Consider the following 19,682-nt stretch of genomic DNA (forward strand, 5'->3'; position numbering starts at 1 on the left):
ATGAGTAACACGCAGCTCAACGCAGGCCCTTTGCGGTTGGCACGTGGAGATTCACAATAGTCATGTTTTACTACTGGCCACATGAAGATTGCAGAGCACCATCAATGAGTGAGCAAAAAATCGAACAAAGCTTTATCGACAAGCTAGTTGAGCTCAAATACACCTACCGCCCAGACATCACAGACCGCGACTCACTGGAGCTTAACTTCCGCGAAAAATTCGAGGCACTCAATCGCGTTCGCCTCAGCGATGGCGAATTCGCGCGCCTGCTTGACGAGATCGTCACCCCCGACGCTTTCGCCGCAGCTCGCACCGTTCGCGAGCGTAACGCCTTCACCCGCGAAGACGGTACTCCGCTGAACTACACACTGGTAAATATCAAGGACTGGTGCAAAAACACCTTCGAGGTCGTCAACCAACTGCGCATCAATACAGACAACAGCCACCACCGTTTCGATGTTCTGATCCTCATCAACGGTGTTCCATGCGTACAGGTGGAGCTGAAAACTCTTGGTATCAGTCCACGTCGTGCCATGGAGCAGATAGTCGAATACAAAAACGACCCCGGCAATGGCTATTCCAAAACCCTGCTCTGCTTTCTTCAACTATTCATCGTCAGCAACCGCACGGACACCTGGTACTTCGCCAACAATAATGCCCGCCATTTCGCGTTCAACGCCGACGAGCGTTTTCTACCTATCTATCAGTTTGCCGACGAGGCGAACAAAAAAATCACTCACATCGACAGCTTCGCCGAGACCTTCCTCGTCAAATGCACGCTCGGCCAGACACTGAGCCGCTACATGGTGTTAATTGCCAGTGAGCAAAAGCTCATGATGATGCGCCCGTATCAGATCTATGCCGTCAAGGCAATCGTGGAATGCATCCATCAAAACTGTGGCAACGGCTACATCTGGCACACCACCGGCAGCGGTAAAACGCTCACATCTTTCAAAGCCTCAACCCTGCTCAAGGACAACCCTGACATCGAGAAATGCCTATTTGTGGTGGACCGCAAAGACCTCGATCGCCAGACCCGCGAGGAGTTCAACAAGTTTCAAGAGGGCTGCGTCGAGGAGAACACCAACACCGGAGCGCTCGTGCGTCGCCTGCTTTCCGAGGACTATGCCGACAAAGTCATCGTCACCACCATCCAGAAGCTCGGCCTCGCCTTGGATGAAAACAGCAAGCGCAATAAGCAGCGCAAGAGGAATGACCAGCTCACCTACAAAGAGCAACTGGCCCCGTTGAGCGATAAACGCATTATCTTCATCTTCGACGAATGCCACCGGTCCCAATTTGGCGAGAACCACAAGGCCATCAAAGCGTTCTTCCCCAAGGCCCAGCTCTTCGGCTTCACCGGCACGCCCATCTTTGAAGACAATGCCTCCCGCATTAAGGTGGAAGACCAGCAGGCCTCGTACCAAACCACGAAAGAACTTTTCCAGAAGCAGCTGCACGCCTACACCATCACCCACGCCATTGAGGACGCAAACGTCCTGCGCTTTCATATCGATTACTTCAAGCCAGAGGGCAAAAAGATTCCCAAGCCAGGTGAAGGCCTGGCTAAGCGAGCGGTCATCGAAGCCATTATGGCCAAGCACGACATGGCCACCGGCCAGCGCCGCTTCAACGCGATCCTCGCTACCGCCAGTATTAACGACGCTATCGAATACTACGGCCTGTTTGCCGAATTGCAAAAAGCCAAACAGCTTATCAACTCCGACTTTCAGCCACTGAATGTCGCCTGTGTTTTCTCGCCGCCCGCCGAGGGCGACGCTGATGTGAAGCAGATTCAGGAAGACCTTCCGCAGGAAAAGCAGGACAACGAAGTAGATCCAGAAGGTAAAAAAGCTGCCCTTAAGGCTATCCTGGCCGACTACAACACTCGCTTTGGTACCAACCACAGCGTCAGCGAGTTCGACCTCTACTACCAGGACGTGCAAAAGCGAATCAAAGACCAGCAATGGCCTAACGCCGACCACCCGCACGCGCAGAAAATCGACATCACCATCGTGGTGGATATGCTTCTCACCGGGTTCGACTCCAAATACCTGAACACGCTCTACGTGGACAAAAACCTCAAGCACCATGGCTTGATCCAGGCATTCTCTCGCACTAACCGCGTACTCAACGGCACCAAGCCCTACGGCAACATCCTCGACTTTCGCCAGCAGCAAGAAGCTGTGGATGCAGCTATCACCCTGTTCTCTGGCGAAAAATCCGACTCCCAAGCACGCGAAATCTGGCTGGTGGACAAGGCCCCTGTGGTTATTGAAAAACTCCAAGCCGCCGTGCAAAAACTGGACGATTTCCTGCAATCGCAGGGCCTGGACTGCGCTCCCGAGGCTGTACCCAACCTTAAGGGCGACGAAGCCCGCGCGGCCTTTATCAGCCACTTCAAGGAAGTGCAGCGCCTCAAAACCCAGCTTGACCAATACACCGACCTCACCGCGGACAACGCCGCCGCCATTGAGCACATCCTGCCAAAGGAAAATCTGCTCGGCTTTCGCGGCGCTTATCTAGAAACGGCCCAGCGCCTCAAGGCCCAGCAGGACAAGGGCGGAAAAGATGCAGATGGCCCCGTAGACGAGGTGGACCAACTCGACTTCGAGTTCGTCCTCTTCGCCTCAGCCGTCATTGACTACGACTATATCGTGGGGCTCATGTCCCGCTTCTCGCAGCAGGAACCGGGAAAACAGAAGATGAGTCGCGAACAGCTCATCGGTCTGATCCAGGCCGATGCCAAGTTTATGAACGAGCGAGATGACATTGCCGCTTACATTGCCACCCTCAAAGCAGGAGAAGGCCTTAGCGAAACTGCTATCCGCAACGGCTACGCCCACTTCAAAAACGAAAAAGACAGTGCTGAGCTCGCCACCATCGCCACAAAACATCGGCTGCCACCCGCCGCCCTGCAAGGCTTTGTAGAGCGCATCCTGCAACGTATGATCTTCGACGGCGAACAGCTTAGCGACCTCATGGCCCCTCTCGAACTCGGCTGGAAAGCCCGCACCCAAGCCGAGCTGGCCCTAATGGAAGATTTGCACCCTCTGCTAACTAAACGCGCCCAAGGCCGCGACATCTCAGGACTCAGTGCTTATGAGCAGTAAACTTAAAACCATGAGCCTACAGGAAGATGATCTTCCCACACTGGTGCCCAAGCTGCGGTTCCCACAGTTTCAGGATGCGGAGAGTTGGGGGCCAAAAGAGTTAGGAGAATGCTTGGATTATCTCCAGCCTACAAAGTTTTTGGTGAATAGCACGGCCTATGACGACAAGTACGAAACACCGGTCGTCACAGCCGGAAAAACCTTCATTTTGGGATATACGAATGAGACTGAAGGGGTTTTTGACCATCCCCTTCCAGTTATTATTTTTGATGATTTCACAACCGCATCTCAATACGTGGATTTTCAGTTTAAGGCGAAATCGTCAGCAATGAAGATTTTGTTGGCGAAAAAAGGCGCCAACATCAAGTTTATTTACGAATCAATGCAGAGAGTTAATTACGAAGTCGGTGCCCATGGACGACATTGGATATCTGCCTATTCAAAAATTAGGGTTGCAGTCCCCAAACCTGACGAACAAAAAAAAATCGCCGATTGCCTCAGTTCGGTAGACGATCTGATCGCTGTGCAAGCTCGAAAAGTACACGCCCTTAAGACACATAAAAAAGGGCTGATGCAGCTACTTTTCCCTCGCGAAGGCGAAAACCAACCCCGCCTCCGATTCCCTGAATTCCAAAACGACGGGGAGTGGGAAGTGTGTCCATTTGATAAGTTTGTAACCAAATCCTTCTACGGGACATCAAGCTCAACTTCACCGAAAGGTCAGTATCCGGTTCTGCGCATGGGAAATATGGTCGACGGCGGGCTAGATTTTACAAACCTGGTCTATATCGATTTGGATCCTGACTCGTTCGAATCCTTCCGCTTGGAGGACGGAGATATTCTTCTCAATAGAACCAATAGCCCCGCCCTAGTCGGAAAAATTTCTCTCTTCCGGCTCAAATCAGAGTGCATAACGGCCTCCTACATCGTCACGTATCGTCTGAACAAACAGCGGATCAATCCTTCGTTCTGTAACTTCATGCTGAATACGCCATTGCATCAGGCACAAATAAAGACACTCGCCAAGCCAAGTATCAGTCAGGCCAACATCAATCCGACCACTTTCCGGAAAGAACTAATCGTTGCTGTTCCTACTATCCCAGAACAACTACGCATCGCCGACTGTCTGACCTCCCTCGACGACCTCATCACCGCCCAAATCCAAAAGCTAGCAGTCCTCAAAATGCAAAAAAAAGGACTAACTCAGCAGCTTTTCCCTGCGGCGGAGACAGCTGCATGAGTGGAAAGCCGAAGATTCAGAAATTCACGAACATTGGAAAACTAGTCACCCGGCTGCGGGATGACCTGACCGGTGGAAATCAGGGATTTGTGCTGCTTTACGCATACAACGGCACAGGCAAAACCCGCCTGTCCATGGAGTTCAAAGACGCTGGGAAGCGCAAAAATAAGGGGAACCCCGACACGCTCTATTTCAACGCCTTCACCGAAGACCTTTTCTCTTGGGACAACGACCTGGATAACGACAGTGCGCGGCACTTACGCCTCAACGCGGCTTCCAAGTTTTTCAATGGCCTCAAAGATTTGGCCCTGGAGGAAAGCATTGGAGGCTACCTCAGTCGGTACACGGATTTTATTTTTGATATCGACTACGACAAATGGACCATCAGCTTCCGTAAAGATGAAGCCAGCTACATCAAGGTATCCCGCGGTGAGGAGAACATTTTCATCTGGTGTCTGTTCATGGCCATTTGCGAGCGAGTGATCGACGGAGCCGAGTCCTATGCGTGGGTCGAATACCTCTATATAGACGACCCTATCTCCTCCCTGGACGACAACAATGCCATTGCCGTGGCGAGCGATCTCGCGAAACTGCTCCGCAGAGGCAAAGATCGCTGGAAAGTCGTCCTCTCTTCCCACCACGCTCTGTTCTTCAACGTGGTGTGCAATGAATTGAAGAAAGAACCGCATAAAAAATACTTCCTCCACCGGCCCGAACGCGGTACCACCTACACCCTGCGGGCAACGGATGACACGCCATTTTTCCATCATGTGGCAACGCTTGCAGAAATCCACAAGGCTGCTGAGGGTGGCAAACTCTACACTTACCACTTCAATATGCTGCGCAGCATCATGGAGAAGACCGCGACCTTCTTCGGGTATGACGATTTTTCTGCCTGTATTCACGGTGTAGAAGATGAGGTGCTCTATTCCCGAGCGCTTAACCTTCTGAGCCATGGCAAATACGCCATTTATCAACCTATGGAGATGGTGAACGATACCAAAGAGCTTTTCCGACAAATCCTCAGTGCCTTTCTCAACCGCTACCGTTTCGCTCTGCCCGACATCCTAGAGCAGACTGCCTCCACGACAGCACCAATCCCGACTCTCGAGCTAAAACCATGAACGACTCCAGCCAAAAACAACTGGGCAAGACCCTCTGGGCCATTGCCGACCAATTGCGCGGGGCCATGGATGCGGATGATTTCCGCGACTACATGCTTTCCTTTCTCTTCTTGCGCTATCTGTCAGACAACTATGAGGCGGGAGCCAAGAAGGAGCTGGGCAGCGATTACCCCAAAGTCGAAGATGAAGACCGACGTGTGCCGCTCGCGCTCTGGTACACAAACAACCCGGATGACATCACCGAATTTGAAAAGCAGATGCGGCGCAAGGTGCATTACGTCATCCAGCCGCTGCATCTGTGGAACAGCATCGCCAATATGGCCCGCACCCAGAACGGTGAACTGCTCAACACACTGCAGGCGGGCTTTAAATACATCGAAACCGAGTCTTTTGAGAGCACCTTTCAGGGACTTTTTTCGGAAATTGACCTGAGCTCCCCAAAGCTGGGCAAAAACTACACAGAGCGCAACACCAAGCTCTGTACGATCATCCAAAAAATCGCCGAAGGTCTGGCAGAATTCTCCACGGACATCGATGCACTGGGCGATGCCTATGAATACCTGATCGGCCAGTTTGCCGCCGGCTCAGGCAAGAAGGCGGGCGAGTTCTACACTCCCCAACAAATTTCCGACATCCTTTCCACCATCGTCACCCTCGATAGCCAGGATCCGAAAACCGGCCCCAAGCAACGCCTGGAAAGCGTGATGGACTTCGCCTGCGGCTCAGGCTCGCTGCTGCTTAATGTGCGCAAGCGCATGGGGCCGCATGGCATTGGCAAGATTTACGGCCAAGAAAAGAACATCACCACCTACAACTTGGCCCGCATGAACATGCTACTGCATGGGGTAAAGGATACTGAGTTCGAGATCTATCACGGCGACACGCTGACTAACGACTGGGACATCTTGCGCGAGTTGAATCCCGCCAAAAAACCCGCGTTCGACGCCATCGTTGCTAATCCGCCCTTCAGCTACCGCTGGGAACCCACGGACGCCCAGGCCGACGATGTGCGCTTCAAAAACCACGGCCTAGCCCCCAAATCGGCTGCCGACTTTGCCTTTCTGCTGCATGGCTTTCATTTCCTGAAAGACGAGGGCGTAATGGCCATCATTCTGCCTCACGGTGTGCTGTTCCGTGGCGGTGCAGAGGAGCGCATCCGCACCAAGCTGCTAAAGGACGGCCACATCGACACTGTGATTGGCTTGCCATCCAACCTTTTTTACTCCACTGGTATCCCGGTTTGCATCCTCGTGCTCAAAAAATGCAAGCAACCAGACGACGTACTATTCATCAATGCAGCTGAGCACTTCTTTAAAGGCAAGCGCCAGAACCATCTGACGGATGAGAACATAGCCAAGATTATTGAGACCTACCAGTTCCGCCAGGAAGAGCCCCGCTACTCCCGACGAGTAACGATGGAGGAGATCGAGAAGAACGACTACAACCTGAATATCTCTCGCTACATCAGTACGGCAAGCGCAGAGGCAGAGATTGACTTGCAAATCGTAAATGCCGAACTGGTTTCACTGGAAGAAACCATTCATGAGGCACGGGACAAACACAATGCGTTTCTGAAAGAGCTGGGCCTGCCAGCTTTAGTGTGAACCGCAAAGCGATTCAATGAGACCGCATAACAAGTCATTGCACGGACAGCTATTGCCTTGTTATGCGTCTATAAATCACAACTACCAGCCGACATCTTATCCAGCGCCTGTTTCAGCGTAGCCGTAGGTACTCGATATTACCCAGTTTTCCAGCCCGAACAGGCCGACGCGAAAGGTCGTGGAAGTCTGCCCGTTCGTTACACTCAGCGGCACCCCAGCACGGATTATTTATAGGTCATATTCCGCTTGTGGTCGAACGCAGCCCACTGCAGTAGGCAGAAACTCGTCAGTCAACAGGTGACAAATTTTATTTCACTAGGACGACTATGGATAGCGGCACACGTGAATTCCGAAGAGAGCTGAGCGGTGCACTATTTCAGCTGAACGGTATTCCAGTCGGTATTCCAGAAAAAAATATAAAAATATATTAGTTAATTAAATCAACAAGATAAGATACTGATTCAAATTACCCCGGCCCACCAAATGCACGAAAAAAGACGTCCTTGAACGTCTTTTTTCGTGCCTGGAAATCCGCTATTGCCATACCCCACCCGCCAGCTCAATCAGTCAACCCAGCACCTTCACCCCCTCACGATCCCCCTGAGCCATCACCCTCACCGCAATCGAAGCACCGGCCAACAGCCCAACAATCCCCAGAACCTCAAGACCGGTAGGCAAGCGCTGCTCGGCGATCAGCCCAAAGGCGACTGCGAATATGGTTTCCACTGAAATAAGCTGCCCGGACAGGGCCATCGGTAGCCTTTGGCTGGCAAAATTCCAGGCCCATGCGCCGCCAACGGAGGCAACACAGGCCAGCGCCGTTGCGGCAGCCAGCACCGGCAGGGTGTTGCCCAAGTGCAGGTCCAAATGCGGGTAGGTGTACAGGTCCAATACGAGCCCGAACGGCACGAAAATAACCACGCTCAGACCGGCGCCGACCATCATCAGGCCCGTCCATAGGCCTGCGTGCACCCTGGGGATTTTCGCCAGCATCTTCTGGTTGAGTATGCTGAACATCAGCCAGGTCAGCACCGCACCCACGGCGTAGCTGACCGCGACCAGGTAGGAGGTCAGGTCATTGTCTAAAACACCGACCAAGGTGCCATAGTTTGCCGCGACCAACCCACAAACCGCCAGGATGATGGGGACCGCGAGGCTGCTCCAGGTGGTGGTGCGCTCGATCATATTGCCCGCGACCGCAATGATGACCGGTGTAGCGCTCAGGAATGCCGGTGCGATGATAGCGCCGCCATTGAGCACGCTGCCCATGATGCAACCGATGTACACCGCATAGCCAAGCACGCCCAGCAGCCCGGCGTTGAGGATTGAGCGCCTGGTTAAAACGGGGTCGCCAGGCCAATAGATACGCAGCATCACCAGACCGATGCAGCCAGACACGATGAACCGCAGGGTAATGAAATCAATCGGACCGAACGCGCCCATCATGTAGGGCGATAGAAAATTAAGCGCCCAGCTGAAGGTGGCAAATACCGCAGCTGCCACCCCCAGCGCGTAGGATCTGGACATTAGCGCTCCTCTGCAGACGACCTTTGCGGGGGCATCAGATGACAGGCCCACAATAGGTAGAAGTGCGAATTTCGTCGCCGTCATTGATGTCGATAAATTGCGAGCCATAGGCGGTCTGGGTCGGTCTGCCCCAATTGACCCCCATTCCTACGCCGCCACCGCTTTCAGACTCGCCTTCGAACATCGTTTTGTCCAATCGTGAACGCCAATCGAGAAAACGCATGGTCACCGCCAGTCGAGTCGCGAGCGGGCCTGGCAAGAGCGGTTCAGAGCGGTGCCACATCGATTTGGTGAACAGCAGTACGTCGCCCAATGCAAAATCGTCCTGGGTTTTATACGCTTCAAACAGGTCTGTGAGCAGGCTGGGGGTTTGGAACACAGCTCTCAAATGCGCGGAAAAATCCTCCACGGCAACGCCGGCAGCCATTCGTTTGGAAAGCAGGCTGGCCATCTGGAAATTCGCCTTCGCGGAGTAGATGTCTTCGGCTAAATAAGCCATGCCCCCGCCTTGGCCTGAATTGTCGATAGGATCCAACGGGATCCACACGCTGAAGGCTGCGTCCTGAGGGCGGATGTACCTGAAACTCAGGGAATCGTAGTGCCAGGCAAACCCCTCTTTATGCGGGGTAAGCTCGAAACTCTGGGACTCGGTCATGATCAGCGGATGCCCGATTAACGTCACCAAGGCCGTCCTGAAAGCGATCGAGGAATAGATGTTCTTCACCGCATCGGTTGTCCCCAGATCGTAGGTCAACCGGCTGAAGGAATCCCCATAGGCAGACTTCGACTCCCGTGCAGAGATCACTTTCGAACGGGCCGCCTGCTTCAAGGATTGAATGGCGTGCTCAGATAAGAAGCCTTTGAGTTTGATAAACCCTTGGTGACGAAATGCTTCGATTTCGTCGCGGCTGAGCGAGAGGTGGTTAACAAGAGACAGGTCCTTTTCCTGGGATTGCATCAGCGTGGCCTCCTTTATGCCAGCGTTTGAACTCAAGCATGCAATAGGTGGGCGCTGGTAACTTGAACTCACACGACTGTTTTTCGCACTGAGGCGACATTGGACGTTGTGTTGCCAGCCGTCGGCGATATTGATAATGTCAGCTCATGAGTACCTATTGCCTCACCTCGACAACCATCACCACGACCGCCGAAAGCGGAGCGTGCGAGGTGTCGTGAGCCAATAACCAACGAACTTCAAAGGCCCGCCAGCGATGGACAGGGCCTTTTTTTATGCCCTTGTGTCGCTGGCTCACACGCAAGGAGATGCACCCATGTACGCCCTGTTGATACTGGATATCCAAGTCGGACTCATCCACGGCCCGGAAAAACCCTGGCGCTGCAACGAGCTGTTGGAAACTCTCAATACCCTGATGGACAAGGCACGCAGCGCAGGCGCGCCGATTTTTCTCGCGCGTCATATCGGCCCCGCTGGCTCGCCAATCGAATCGGGCAGCCCGCTTACGCTGGTTGCCGAGGAACTGAAGTTGCTGGGTGGGGAAGTGGTGTTCGAAAAGCGCCGGCCTAATGCTTTTGCAATGACTGATCTGGCTGACAATCTGCGCTCCAGCGGCGCGACCGGTGTGGTGGTCACTGGGATGAAAACGCAATACTGCGTCGACAGCACCTGCCGCGCCGCGCGTGACCTTGGCTTCGATGCGGTACTTATCGCCGACGGCCATACCTGTTCTGACACGCCCTTGATGAAAGCCGAGGCCATCGTGGCTCATCACAATGCCACGCTCAACGGGCCGTTCTGCCAGTTGGTTCAGGCTGAGGACTGGAGCTTTTAGCAGAGGTTTCCGGAGGAAAGAAAGTCGCCAGAGCAGCGCTTCGGAATTTTCCCGCGACATGGCGCGCTGTTGGTGAACTGGCCAAACTCGCCTGTCGCGAATAACCTGCGACTGTTGCAGCAATGGCAGCGTCAGACTCGGCGATAACCCATCTCGTGCTTGACGCTCAGGCAGCGACTGAACAAAACCCTCTACCAGCTCAGTACAGCGCGCAGGCAATTGTTAGAACCTGCCCAGCAGTCCTGAGCTTTTTTTCGCCTGGCAAAAACACACCAGTAATAATCATGAATCCAGGCTGAACCCCGCAGGGCCAAGCTTCGGAATTTTCCCGCAACACGCCGCGCTGTTGGTGAACTGGCGCAACCGCCTTCACAACGCTAACTTCTTTGCGTCGCTGATGATCAGCGACCGGCTTTGACAGGCCGAAAAGTGTAACCTTTCACACCCCGTGATAAGACGGCATGCTTGCGCATTCCGCTCCGTTCATGGCGGCTGTGCGTGGGGCATCTTCGGGTGCGCCGGGTTCCTACACTTCCGGTCTGTCAACCCGCGTACAGCTGCCACCCAATCCTGTTTGACAGCAGGGGGAGGCAGCTCCTTAAACAGTGTAGGAGCTTCATCGTGAAAAAAATCACCCCCAATCCCCCAACCACCCTCTTCATCCTCGCCGAAAACATCCACCCCGAAACCCTGCTAATCCAAGCCAGCGAAACCCTCGCCTCCCTCAACGCCATGACCACCGACCTGGCTTTCGAACTTGAAGGCGCGCACCGCCACAAGTTGCTCGCCGCCCAACAATTAATCGTTCTGGGTGAGCTACTGGTAGAACGAGTCCTGAACACCCAACCATTCACTACCCAGACGCCACAGCCTTAAAACACGAAAAAGGGCGAGACGCCTCACCGCATCTCGCCCCCTGGCATCCCCTCACACTTCCCATTACCCTGACGGCCTTTATCAGACAACCGGAAGTCAGATACCCGTGCTCAAGCCCTTCGCCGTCATCGCCCTCTCCGTCATGCCTTTACTTGCCACCGCTGCCGAGCTGGCCGGGGTTTGGCAAGGGACTTTGGGCAAGTCCGCTATCACCGTGTGTTTCAACGGCGCCGACGGGGAGCATGGCAGTTATTACTACCAGCGCATCCGTACCCCGATTCAGCTGACCCAGGCCAACGACAACGCCCCTTGGGTGGAGGAAGGCAACACCGGTTTCTGGGCCCTGCAAAAGCCTCAGGGCGATACCCTTTCTGGTGCTTGGAGCAAAACCGATGGCGGTGCGCCGCTGCCACTGGCCCTGCGCCGCATTGGCACGGACGGCTGCGGCAGCGATGCCTATAACGCGCCCATGGAAGCCGCGCCGTTGCCGATCAAGACCGAGAAGAAGACTTTCCACAACCACACCTACCAGCTCAAGACCCAAGGCCCACGCGTCACGCTCAAGCTGGAGGGCGATAGCCCGGCGGTGCAGAAGATCAATCAGCAACTCGCCGCGTTGGCCGTCAATGACGAAGATCTAACCGACTATTTTTATGAACGGCGTGAATACCTGGGTCGAAACGGCTCGGTCTATACCAGTGAGATCGAGGTCGAGCCCGCCTATTGGTCATCGCAATTTCTCACCGTGCGGTTCTACCGCTGGGCCGCAGGCCAAGGCGCCATGGGCATCAGTTGGGGCCTGCACTCCTGGAACCTGCAAACCGGTGACAGTGTGGACCCATGGGCCTGGCTCGGCGGCCATCAGCAATGGCATGACGCCTATTCCGGCCATTTGAAGCTGCCGGCCGCCTTCAGCACTTGGCTGGCCAAGCAAACCACCACTGACGAGGGCTGCCCGGCGATCACCGATTACTCCAACTTTCACCTGAGCTTCAACACTCAGGGCCTGCAACTCTCGACACCGGCCAATGGTGACGGTTGCGACAACGACTTGAGCTTTACCTGGGAGCAATTGGAGCCGGTGCTGACCGAACAAGGCAAAGCGGCAGTGCCCAGCTTGAAAATGCCCTGACGCGCCCGAGAAAAACCCACAGCCGTTCACCAAAGGTTAAGAATCGCGCTCGTATACTCCCTGACTACCCATGACCGGTCGCCCGATCGGTCTCATGCCCCGGTAGCCAGACTCCATGACGCGCCCCGCTCCCCTGCTGCTCTTGCTTGCTGCTCTGTTGTTCTTCTTCGCCCTCGGCAACCATGAGCTGCAAGGCTCTACCGAAGCCCGGGTGTCCGGGATCGCCATGGCGATGCACCTGGACAATGACTGGGTGGTGCCGCGCCTGTTTCGTGAACCCTTCCTGGAAAAACCGCCCCTGAGCCTGTGGCTGGACGCCGGGGCGATTCGCCTGTTTGGCGCCAGCACCGGGGCGGTGCGCTTGGCGTCGGCGTTTGCCGGGTTATTCAGTGTGATGCTGTTGTACGGGATGCTGCGTCGGTTCGGGCGGCCGCAGACGCTGGCGTTCAGTGCCGCGTTGATCCTGGCAACCATGGCCAGTTACTGGGGCAATGTGCGAGGTGTGGGTGAGGATTCGTTGCTCAGCCTCGGTGTCACCGCGGCCCTGCTGGGGTTTTACCAGGCGGTACGGCCCGAGCGTGAAGGTTCGAGTACCTGGGCCTGGGCGTTGTTTACCGCCGGGATGGTCATCGCTACGTTGAGCAAGGGCGTGTTGGGGCTGGCGATGCCGGGCATTGTGATTTTTGTGTACCTGCTCAGCACTAGCCTGATGGATAAACGCCTGCGGCTAGGCGATTGGCTCAAGCCGGCGCTGTTCACGTTGTTGGCGTTGGTGCCGCTGCTGATCTGGCTGGGGTTTCTGTTTCAGCGCGGCGGGATGCAGGCGGTGGGTGAAGTGTTATGGACCAATAGCGTCGGGCGCTTCAGTGGTTCGTTCGTAGAAGCCGGGCACTACGAGCCGTTTTACTATTACCTCGCGAAACTGCCCGAGGCCTTCCTGCCCTGGAACATCCTGGTGTACCTGGGCCTGTGGCACTTCCGCAAAAGCCTGGTGCGCAACCGCTACCGGTTGTTTTTCAGTGTGTGGCTGGTGGCGCAGTTCACCCTGCTGACCCTGGCTTCCAGCAAACGCACCGTGTATTTGATGGCACTGACGCCAGCCGCGGCGGTGCTGGCCGCTGAATATGCGCGGGTGTTGCTGGAGTGGGCCAAAGACCATAAGCCGGGGCTGTACCGTTATCATCGCCGCATTATTGGCGGGGTTTTCAGCCTGGCCATCGCCTGCTACCTGAGCGCGGCCTTCTGGTTTGCGCCCAAAGCCGACGTACGCCATTCATTCGTACCGGTGATGAGTCAGATCCAGACCCTGCAAGACGAAGGCAGGACGGTGGCGATGTATCAACCCAACGAGCGCATCGACGGCGCCAGCGTGTTCTACCTGCAAGCCTACTTGCCAATCCTGAACACCGAAGCCGAACTGCGCGCCTTCCTGAGCGCCAAGCCCGGCAACGTGGCGTTGACGGACCACACCGACCGGCTGAAAGCGCCGGTTACGGTGATCAAGCAGATGGCAGTCAACCGCCAGCCTTACTACTTCGTGGAGCAGTAAGGCCAGCGCGTGGCCTTAATGCTTGGTGAGCTTGTCCAAGTAGCCCATGGCAAACGCCGAGACCACGAACGTCATGTGGATGATCACGTACCACATCAGGTGCTCTGGATCGACGTTCTTGGCGTCCATGAAGATGCGCAGCAGGTGGATGGAGGAAATCGCCACGATGGAGGCCGCCACTTTCATCTTCAGCGACGAAGAGTCCATGGTGCCCAGCCAGTTGAGCTTTTCTTTGTTCTCGTCGATATCCAGCTGCGAGACGAAGTTCTCGTAGCCGGAAATCATCACCATCACCAGCAAGCCGCCGACCAGGGCCATGTCGATCAACGACAGCAGCAGCAGGATCACTTCGGCTTCCAACATGGTGAAGATGTTGGGAATTACGTGAATGATTTCCTGGAAGAATTTCAGCGCCAGGACCAGCAAGCCCAGGGACAGGCCCAGGTAGATCGGCGCCAGCAGCCAACGCGAGGCGTACATCGTATTTTCGATAAAGCGTTCCATTGAATCTCACACAGCTTGGCTAAAAATGGCGCCGAGTATACCAGCCGCCACCTGGCCCCTGTCACCGCGAGAAAACTGACCCAAGTGGCATCTGTAAGAGAATTTTTCTGCTAGTGTCGAGACCATTAACTCGGCTCGATGATGTCGGACAGGAAAACTCAGATGATGGATGTGCGATCCCCTTTGGCCGCTCTCGGCCTGTGCGCGGCGTTGCTGATGGCCAGCGGCTGCTCCCCCAAAGAAGAGCAGAAGCAGGCGACCCTCGAAGAGAAAACCACCAAGTTCGAACAGTCCCTGGACAGCATCCAGGACCCTAAACTGCGCGATGCCATTGCGGACCTGGGCGGCTCGCTGCTGTTGCTGGAGCGCGCGCGCGTCAAGCTCGCCAGCAAGCCCATCGAAGCCGAATACGGCGAAGACAGCCTGGCCCTGCTCAAGCATTACCCTACGCCCCAAGCGCTGGTGGACACCTACATCAATGGCCTGTTCGTACTGCGCAAAACCTCGCACTCCGACTACCTGACGGATTTGCAGCCGGTCTTCCCGTTCAACTTCAACGCCCCGGACCAGTTCCCCTTCCCCCATGGCCTGGAATGGCAGTCGGTCACCCTGAGCAACGATAAAGTCATTCCCTTCCAGCCGGAATGGTCCGAAACCGACCCCGGCATTCAACTGAGCCCCAGCAGCTCCAACCTGACCAACCCCGACGACCTGACGGTGACCTACCCGTTTATCGAAGGCATCGAGACGGAAAACAAGAGCCAACCCCAACCCATCAGCCTCAAGGGCGCGGTGGAGGTGATCACCCCGGGCAAGGTGCTGACGTTCGACCTGACCAAACAAGACGTGGGCCATAAACGCACCGAAGGCAACATCACCCTCAACCTGCTGACGCTGGAAAAGAACTACGCCGAGATCGAACTGACCAACAGCCAGCCCCTGGCCGCCGAAGTGGGCGATGCGTCACCCAACCCGCTGCTGGTACAGGCACAGGACAGCACCGGGCAATTTCTGACCCGCTCAGGTTCGATCAACGAGAGTGCCGCGCAAGTGGCGTTCTATGAGAAACAACTGGCCGAGATGCAGAAACAAACCGCGTGGTCCGATGCCTTCGATAAACAGCTGACCGACGCGCAAAAAGCCTTCGAGCGCCAGCAGACCAGCCATTACGCCAAGGTGTATTTCAACGGGCTGATCGATAACCTGCAGGTCAATGTGCTGGATTTCTCCAAGGCCACGCTCACCCGTAAAGACCTGGACCTGCCGGTGATGCGCTTTGACAGGAACAGCCTGCAACACACCGTACAGCCCCTGCCAATGCCGGTCACGGTGTATGACGACGGCGCCGCCAGTTGGCTCAAAGATGCCTCGATGACGGAGGACCAACTGAAAAACAGCGTCACCCTCAGCCAATCGACCGAAGACGCCAGTGCCGCAAAAATCGTGTTCGACCACCCGTTCACCTTCAATGACGACCTGGTCGGTGCCGAGCGCAACAACAGTGACGCGCCTATCACCTTCTTCACCGCCGATGACAAGGGCGAACGAGGCAAGCCCATCGAGTTGCCGACCGAAGCGTTCGAACTGAATGCCGCCAGCGGCACGCTGACGTACGACCTCAACCTGTTCCCGGAAACCCCGGCGTATGTGGTGGGCTCGGTACCGTTGTTTTTGGCCACCATCGAGAAAGCCACAATCGACGCCGCCAAGCTGCCCAAGGGCCTGTCGCTCAAGGACAACGCGCTGATCGTCGACCAGAAGGACTTCCCCGCCGACAGCTGGCGTTTCTACGCCAAGGATGCCAGCGGCAATTACCTCAAGGAGATCCTCGGTGTCAGCCACCGCGCCGAGGAATACGGCACGGCGATGTTTGACGTGCATTATTTCTACGGCCAGCCGACCACGCTGGAAAGTTACCAGCGCACCGACCTCAGCACCGTGCAATACGGCTTTGAGGTCAAGCTGGACAAGCCTGAGAGCAAATAACCGGCGCTACAGGGCCAGCCGCTCCTGGCCGCCGTTGAGTTGGCGCAGATGGGCTTGCAGGTGCAGGCACCAGATCTGCGGCTCGTCCATTTGCTCGTAGCCGTGCAAGGTCAGGCTATCGACGATGGTGCCCAGCATGCGTTCTGCCACGAAAGGCCCATGGAACGGACCCTGGGATTTGACGGTGGATGGCTGTTCGCCCGACATGCCGGCGGCAAATAGCAGCGTCCACATCCCGTTATCCCCGGCCAGAGGGCGAATGGAGCATTCGATACGGGTGACCAGGCCCAGGCACTGGCGGGTAAGGCAAAGGTTGCGCGACATGGCGGCGACCCTCGGTAGATCGGTGTTCAGCCCCAGCGCACGGCGAGGCTGTTTCTATCCTGCGACTCCTGTGGATATCCCTGACTCTGAGAATAGAATAAAAACGCGACAAACCAAGGTTGTAGAGACCAACGGGCGTTGGTCCCAGGCGAGAGTCAATTTTGTGGCAGGTTTAATAGGTCAATGTGGGAGCGGGCTTGCTCGCGAATGCGCTGGTTCAGTCACAGATGCAGTGATTGACACTCCGCATTCGCGAGCAAGCCCGCTCCCACAGTTTTGATCCCGTTTCGCCTTGGCTATCAGGTCGGCTTGGCTTCTGCCAACGCCTGCTGCGCCAGCTCTTTTTCCGCCTCCTTCAAATCCTCCTCACTGATCATCTCGGCAATCGCCCGCAAGCGTTCCACCACCCGCGCATTCACGGTGCCTTCCGGGAACTGCCCCTCGGCGTCCGGCTCGCCGGCATCTTCGCCCACCAGCAGGCTCAGCGCCTCGTCGGCCTGGCGCACCGCATAGATATGGAATTGCCCGGCACGCACAGCCTGCAACACCTTCTCGTCGAGCATCAGCGTGGCGACGTTGGCCTGAGGGATGATCGCGCCCTGCTCACCGGTCAACCCGCGGGCTTCGCAGAGGCGGAAGAAGCCTTCGATCTTCTCGTTGACCCCGCCCACCGCCTGCACTTCACCAAACTGGTTGATCGAGCCGGTGATGGCAAAGCATTGCTTGAGCGGCGTCTTCGACAAGGCCGAGATCAAGGTGCACGCCTCGCCCAGGGACGCACTGTCGCCGTCCACATAGCCGTAGGACTGCTCCAGGGCAATACTGGCGGAGATGGCCAACGGGAATTCCTGGGCATAACGGCTGCCCAGGTAACCGGTGAGGATCATCACGCCCTTGGAGTGAATCGGCTGGCCGAGGTTAACTTCGCGCTCGATGTCGACAATGCCGCTGCCGCCCGGGTACACCGTGGCGGAAATCCGCGCCGGCACGCCGAATGCCGAGTCGCCCACTTCCAGCACCGTCAGGCCGTTGCACTTGCCCACGGCCGCACCGGCGGTGTCGATCAGGATGACGCCGGCGAGCATATCGTCGAGAATCCGCGCCGACACGCGGCCGGTGCGTGTGGCCTTGGCCTTGAGGGCGCGCTCGATATGCCCGGCATCGGTCATCTCGTCGCCCGCCAGGTGGCGAATAAAGTCCGCCTCGCTGACCAGCTGGAACAAATCACCAATACGCGCCGACAAGCGGCCCTGATGTTCGGCCAGGCGTGCGCTGTAGGTCGCCAGGCGCGCCACCGCGTCCGAGGTGAGCGGCGCCATGCCCTCTTCCGACGTGCGGGTTTTGAGCAACTGGGCGAACTGCTCCAGGCTCTCGTCGACCATGGGGATGTCTTCGTCGAAGTCCACCAGTACGCGGAACATCTCCTGGAAGTCCGGGTCGGCGTCTTGCAGGGCGTAATACAACTGGCGCGAACCGATGATGATCACCTTGACCTGCAAGGGAATCATCTGCGGGTTGAGGGTGACGGTGGCCAGGCGGCCGAGTTCGCCCAGGGGCGATTCCATCTTCAGCTTGCGCGATTGCAGGGAACGCTTGAGCGCATCCCACACAAAGGGCTCGCTGAGCATTTTTTCGGCTTCCAGGATCAGGAAACCGCCGTTGGCGCGGTGCAAGGCGCCAGGACGCAGCTGGCGATAGGTGGTGTAGAGCGCGCCTTGGTCGGTGCTGTATTCGATACGGCCGAACAGGTTGTCGTAGGTCGGGTGCGGTTCAAACACCACTGGCGCGCCACCGTTGACCGAGTGGCCCACCACCAGGCTCGGGCAGTATTGCTCTTCGAGCAGCTTGCGCGCCTGGGCGTCGGTCTTGGCGTCGTCCACCAATTGCTCCACCACGGTTTTGAGCAGGTACACCTGCATGGCTTGCAGGTAGCCACAGACCCCGGCGTTTTCTGCGTATTTTTCTGACAACGGCGCCAGCAAAGGCTGCAGGGCCAGGGTGATGGTTTCTTCGTTGAACTGGCGCAGCTGGTTGTTGGACTCACGCTTCCATTGCGGCAGGCTGGCCAGCTCCTCGTTGAGGCGTTCTTCCAGCTCGGAGATATCGGTGTGGAAACGCTCGCGATCGGCTTCCGGCAGTTGCGAAAACTCGGCTTCGTCCAGCGCCTTGCCGTCGAGCATCGGCGTAAAGGCGATATTGGAGCTGTCGCGGTACAGCGCCACGTCTTTTTCCAGGGCCAGGCGTTCGATCACGTCCAGCGCCTTGTCGTAGCGCTGGTTGAACGCCCGGTCGATGGCGCTTTTACGCTGTTGATAAGTGGGGTGTTCGAACACCGCCGGGAAGGTGGCGACCAGGTTATCGACCAGGGCGTTGATATCAGCGATAAACGCCGCAGCGGCGCCACCTGGCAATTCCAGGGCGCGGGGCTCGCGGGGCTCATCGAAATTATTCACATAAACCCAGTCCGCCGGGGTTTGCAGGCGCTTGCCTTCGGCTTTCAGGTAGCGTTTGACGAACGAAAAGCGGCCGGTGCCCGGCTCGCCCATGACAAACACGTTGTAACCGGGGCGTGGCATGGCCACGCCGAACTGCAAGGCTTCAACCGCACGTTCCTGGCCAAGCACACCGCGAAAGGGCTCCAAATCATTGGTGGTCGAGAAGCTGAACTGTTCAGCGGAGAAAGGGCGAGTCAGCGCTTCGGGCGCTAGACGCAAGCTGGCAGCAACAGGATCAGGCATCGGGCTTCCTTACATCAGGCGGGGCAGATGGGGCATTCTGGCTCCCGGTTGAGCGCTCTGGCAAGGCGCGCTTTCGGGAAAGCATAGACACGGCACGCGTCCTACAAAAAAATCGCCCGCCACTGAATGTTTATAAAAAAACACGGAACCCTGGGAACGTGCCTAAACTCCAAAC

14 protein-coding genes are annotated in these 19,682 nt (G+C 56.5%); 9 read left to right on the plus strand and 5 right to left on the minus strand.

Features of this window, described 5'->3' with window-relative positions; translation table 11 throughout:
- Positions 1–104 precede the first annotated feature (104 nt).
- The 4 genes from N2A98_RS22850 to N2A98_RS22865 are packed head-to-tail and all read left to right on the plus strand — an operon-like array spanning position 105 to position 7,081.
- On the plus strand, positions 105–3,113 hold the full coding sequence (locus N2A98_RS22850) for a type I restriction endonuclease subunit R (RefSeq protein WP_275622678.1): 3,009 nt from the start codon (positions 105–107) through the stop codon (positions 3,111–3,113).
- A complete protein-coding gene (locus N2A98_RS22855) occupies positions 3,103–4,353 on the plus strand; it encodes a restriction endonuclease subunit S (protein WP_275622679.1) in 1,251 nt (416 codons plus the stop codon). The genes N2A98_RS22850 and N2A98_RS22855 overlap by 11 nt, the downstream gene beginning before the upstream one ends.
- The gene (locus N2A98_RS22860) at positions 4,350–5,477 is read left to right on the plus strand and encodes an AAA family ATPase (protein WP_275622680.1); all 1,128 of its coding nucleotides are present in this window, start codon (positions 4,350–4,352) and stop codon (positions 5,475–5,477) included. The genes N2A98_RS22855 and N2A98_RS22860 overlap by 4 nt, the downstream gene beginning before the upstream one ends.
- Complete coding sequence (locus N2A98_RS22865; protein ID WP_275622681.1) at positions 5,474–7,081, plus strand: type I restriction-modification system subunit M; 1,608 nt, start codon at positions 5,474–5,476, stop codon at positions 7,079–7,081. The genes N2A98_RS22860 and N2A98_RS22865 overlap by 4 nt, the downstream gene beginning before the upstream one ends.
- Positions 7,082–7,648: 567 nt before the next feature.
- Here N2A98_RS22865 and N2A98_RS22870 read toward each other — a convergent pair.
- Both N2A98_RS22870 and N2A98_RS22875 read right to left on the minus strand, forming a co-directional pair.
- Positions 7,649–8,716: a DMT family transporter gene (locus tag N2A98_RS22870; protein ID WP_275622682.1), complete on the minus strand. Its 1,068-nt coding sequence runs from the start codon at positions 8,714–8,716 to the stop codon at positions 7,649–7,651.
- Positions 8,643–9,566, minus strand: coding sequence for a hypothetical protein (locus N2A98_RS22875; protein ID WP_044268741.1), 924 nt, complete (start codon positions 9,564–9,566; stop codon positions 8,643–8,645). Before N2A98_RS22875 ends, N2A98_RS22870 begins: the two co-directional genes overlap by 74 nt.
- Before the next feature lie 313 nt (positions 9,567–9,879).
- On the opposite strand from N2A98_RS22875, the gene N2A98_RS22880 reads away from it, so the two are divergent.
- The 4 genes from N2A98_RS22880 to N2A98_RS22895 all read left to right on the plus strand — a co-directional run bounded on the left by N2A98_RS22880 (position 9,880) and on the right by N2A98_RS22895 (position 13,955).
- Positions 9,880–10,398, plus strand: coding sequence for a cysteine hydrolase family protein (locus N2A98_RS22880; RefSeq protein ID WP_275622683.1), 519 nt, complete (start codon positions 9,880–9,882; stop codon positions 10,396–10,398).
- 621 nt (positions 10,399–11,019) lie between these two features.
- Positions 11,020–11,274, plus strand: coding sequence for a DUF6124 family protein (locus tag N2A98_RS22885; protein WP_034133731.1), 255 nt, complete (start codon positions 11,020–11,022; stop codon positions 11,272–11,274).
- Positions 11,275–11,380: 106 nt separating this feature from the next.
- Entirely contained in the window at positions 11,381–12,406 is a 1,026-nt protein-coding gene (locus N2A98_RS22890; protein WP_275622684.1) for a hypothetical protein, read from the plus strand.
- Positions 12,407–12,521: 115 nt separating this feature from the next.
- Positions 12,522–13,955 (plus strand): glycosyltransferase family 39 protein, encoded by a 1,434-nt coding sequence (locus tag N2A98_RS22895; RefSeq protein WP_044268749.1) that lies wholly within the window; start codon positions 12,522–12,524, stop codon positions 13,953–13,955.
- Positions 13,956–13,970: 15 nt separating this feature from the next.
- On the opposite strand, the gene N2A98_RS22900 is transcribed toward N2A98_RS22895, so the two are convergent.
- Complete coding sequence (locus N2A98_RS22900; protein WP_003194267.1) at positions 13,971–14,459, minus strand: TIGR00645 family protein; 489 nt, start codon at positions 14,457–14,459, stop codon at positions 13,971–13,973.
- A gap of 162 nt (positions 14,460–14,621) precedes the next feature.
- On the opposite strand from N2A98_RS22900, the gene N2A98_RS22905 reads away from it, so the two are divergent.
- Complete coding sequence (locus tag N2A98_RS22905) at positions 14,622–16,445, plus strand: hypothetical protein (RefSeq protein WP_275622685.1); 1,824 nt, start codon at positions 14,622–14,624, stop codon at positions 16,443–16,445.
- Positions 16,446–16,451: 6 nt separating this feature from the next.
- Here N2A98_RS22905 and N2A98_RS22910 read toward each other — a convergent pair whose 3' ends face one another.
- Positions 16,452–16,769, minus strand: coding sequence for a hypothetical protein (locus tag N2A98_RS22910; protein WP_003194269.1), 318 nt, complete (start codon positions 16,767–16,769; stop codon positions 16,452–16,454).
- A gap of 299 nt (positions 16,770–17,068) precedes the next feature.
- Positions 17,069–19,507, minus strand: coding sequence for an ATP-binding protein (locus N2A98_RS22915; RefSeq protein WP_003194272.1), 2,439 nt, complete (start codon positions 19,505–19,507; stop codon positions 17,069–17,071).
- Positions 19,508–19,682: the final 175 nt, after the last annotated feature.

Origin of the sequence: Pseudomonas sp. FJ2-5-13, assembly GCF_029201605.1 — a bacterium.
Lineage (GTDB): Bacteria > Pseudomonadota > Gammaproteobacteria > Pseudomonadales > Pseudomonadaceae > Aquipseudomonas > Aquipseudomonas lactis.

Excerpts from the sequence above, each read along its gene's own strand:
- N2A98_RS22850 (WP_275622678.1), top strand. The coding sequence starts at position 105 with ATGAGTGAGCAAAAAATCGAACAAAGCTTTATCGACAAGCTAGTTGAG.
- N2A98_RS22855 (WP_275622679.1), top strand. The coding sequence starts at position 3,103 with ATGAGCAGTAAACTTAAAACCATGAGCCTACAGGAAGATGATCTTCCC.
- N2A98_RS22860 (WP_275622680.1), top strand. The coding sequence starts at position 4,350 with ATGAGTGGAAAGCCGAAGATTCAGAAATTCACGAACATTGGAAAACTA.
- N2A98_RS22865 (WP_275622681.1), top strand. The coding sequence starts at position 5,474 with ATGAACGACTCCAGCCAAAAACAACTGGGCAAGACCCTCTGGGCCATT.
- N2A98_RS22870 (WP_275622682.1), bottom strand. The coding sequence starts at position 8,716 with ATGGCTCGCAATTTATCGACATCAATGACGGCGACGAAATTCGCACTT.
- N2A98_RS22875 (WP_044268741.1), bottom strand. The coding sequence starts at position 9,566 with ATGCAATCCCAGGAAAAGGACCTGTCTCTTGTTAACCACCTCTCGCTC.
- N2A98_RS22880 (WP_275622683.1), top strand. The coding sequence starts at position 9,880 with ATGTACGCCCTGTTGATACTGGATATCCAAGTCGGACTCATCCACGGC.
- N2A98_RS22895 (WP_044268749.1), top strand. The coding sequence starts at position 12,522 with ATGACGCGCCCCGCTCCCCTGCTGCTCTTGCTTGCTGCTCTGTTGTTC.
- N2A98_RS22900 (WP_003194267.1), bottom strand. The coding sequence starts at position 14,459 with ATGGAACGCTTTATCGAAAATACGATGTACGCCTCGCGTTGGCTGCTG.
- N2A98_RS22905 (WP_275622685.1), top strand. The coding sequence starts at position 14,622 with ATGATGGATGTGCGATCCCCTTTGGCCGCTCTCGGCCTGTGCGCGGCG.
- N2A98_RS22910 (WP_003194269.1), bottom strand. The coding sequence starts at position 16,769 with ATGTCGCGCAACCTTTGCCTTACCCGCCAGTGCCTGGGCCTGGTCACC.
- N2A98_RS22915 (WP_003194272.1), bottom strand. The coding sequence starts at position 19,507 with ATGCCTGATCCTGTTGCTGCCAGCTTGCGTCTAGCGCCCGAAGCGCTG.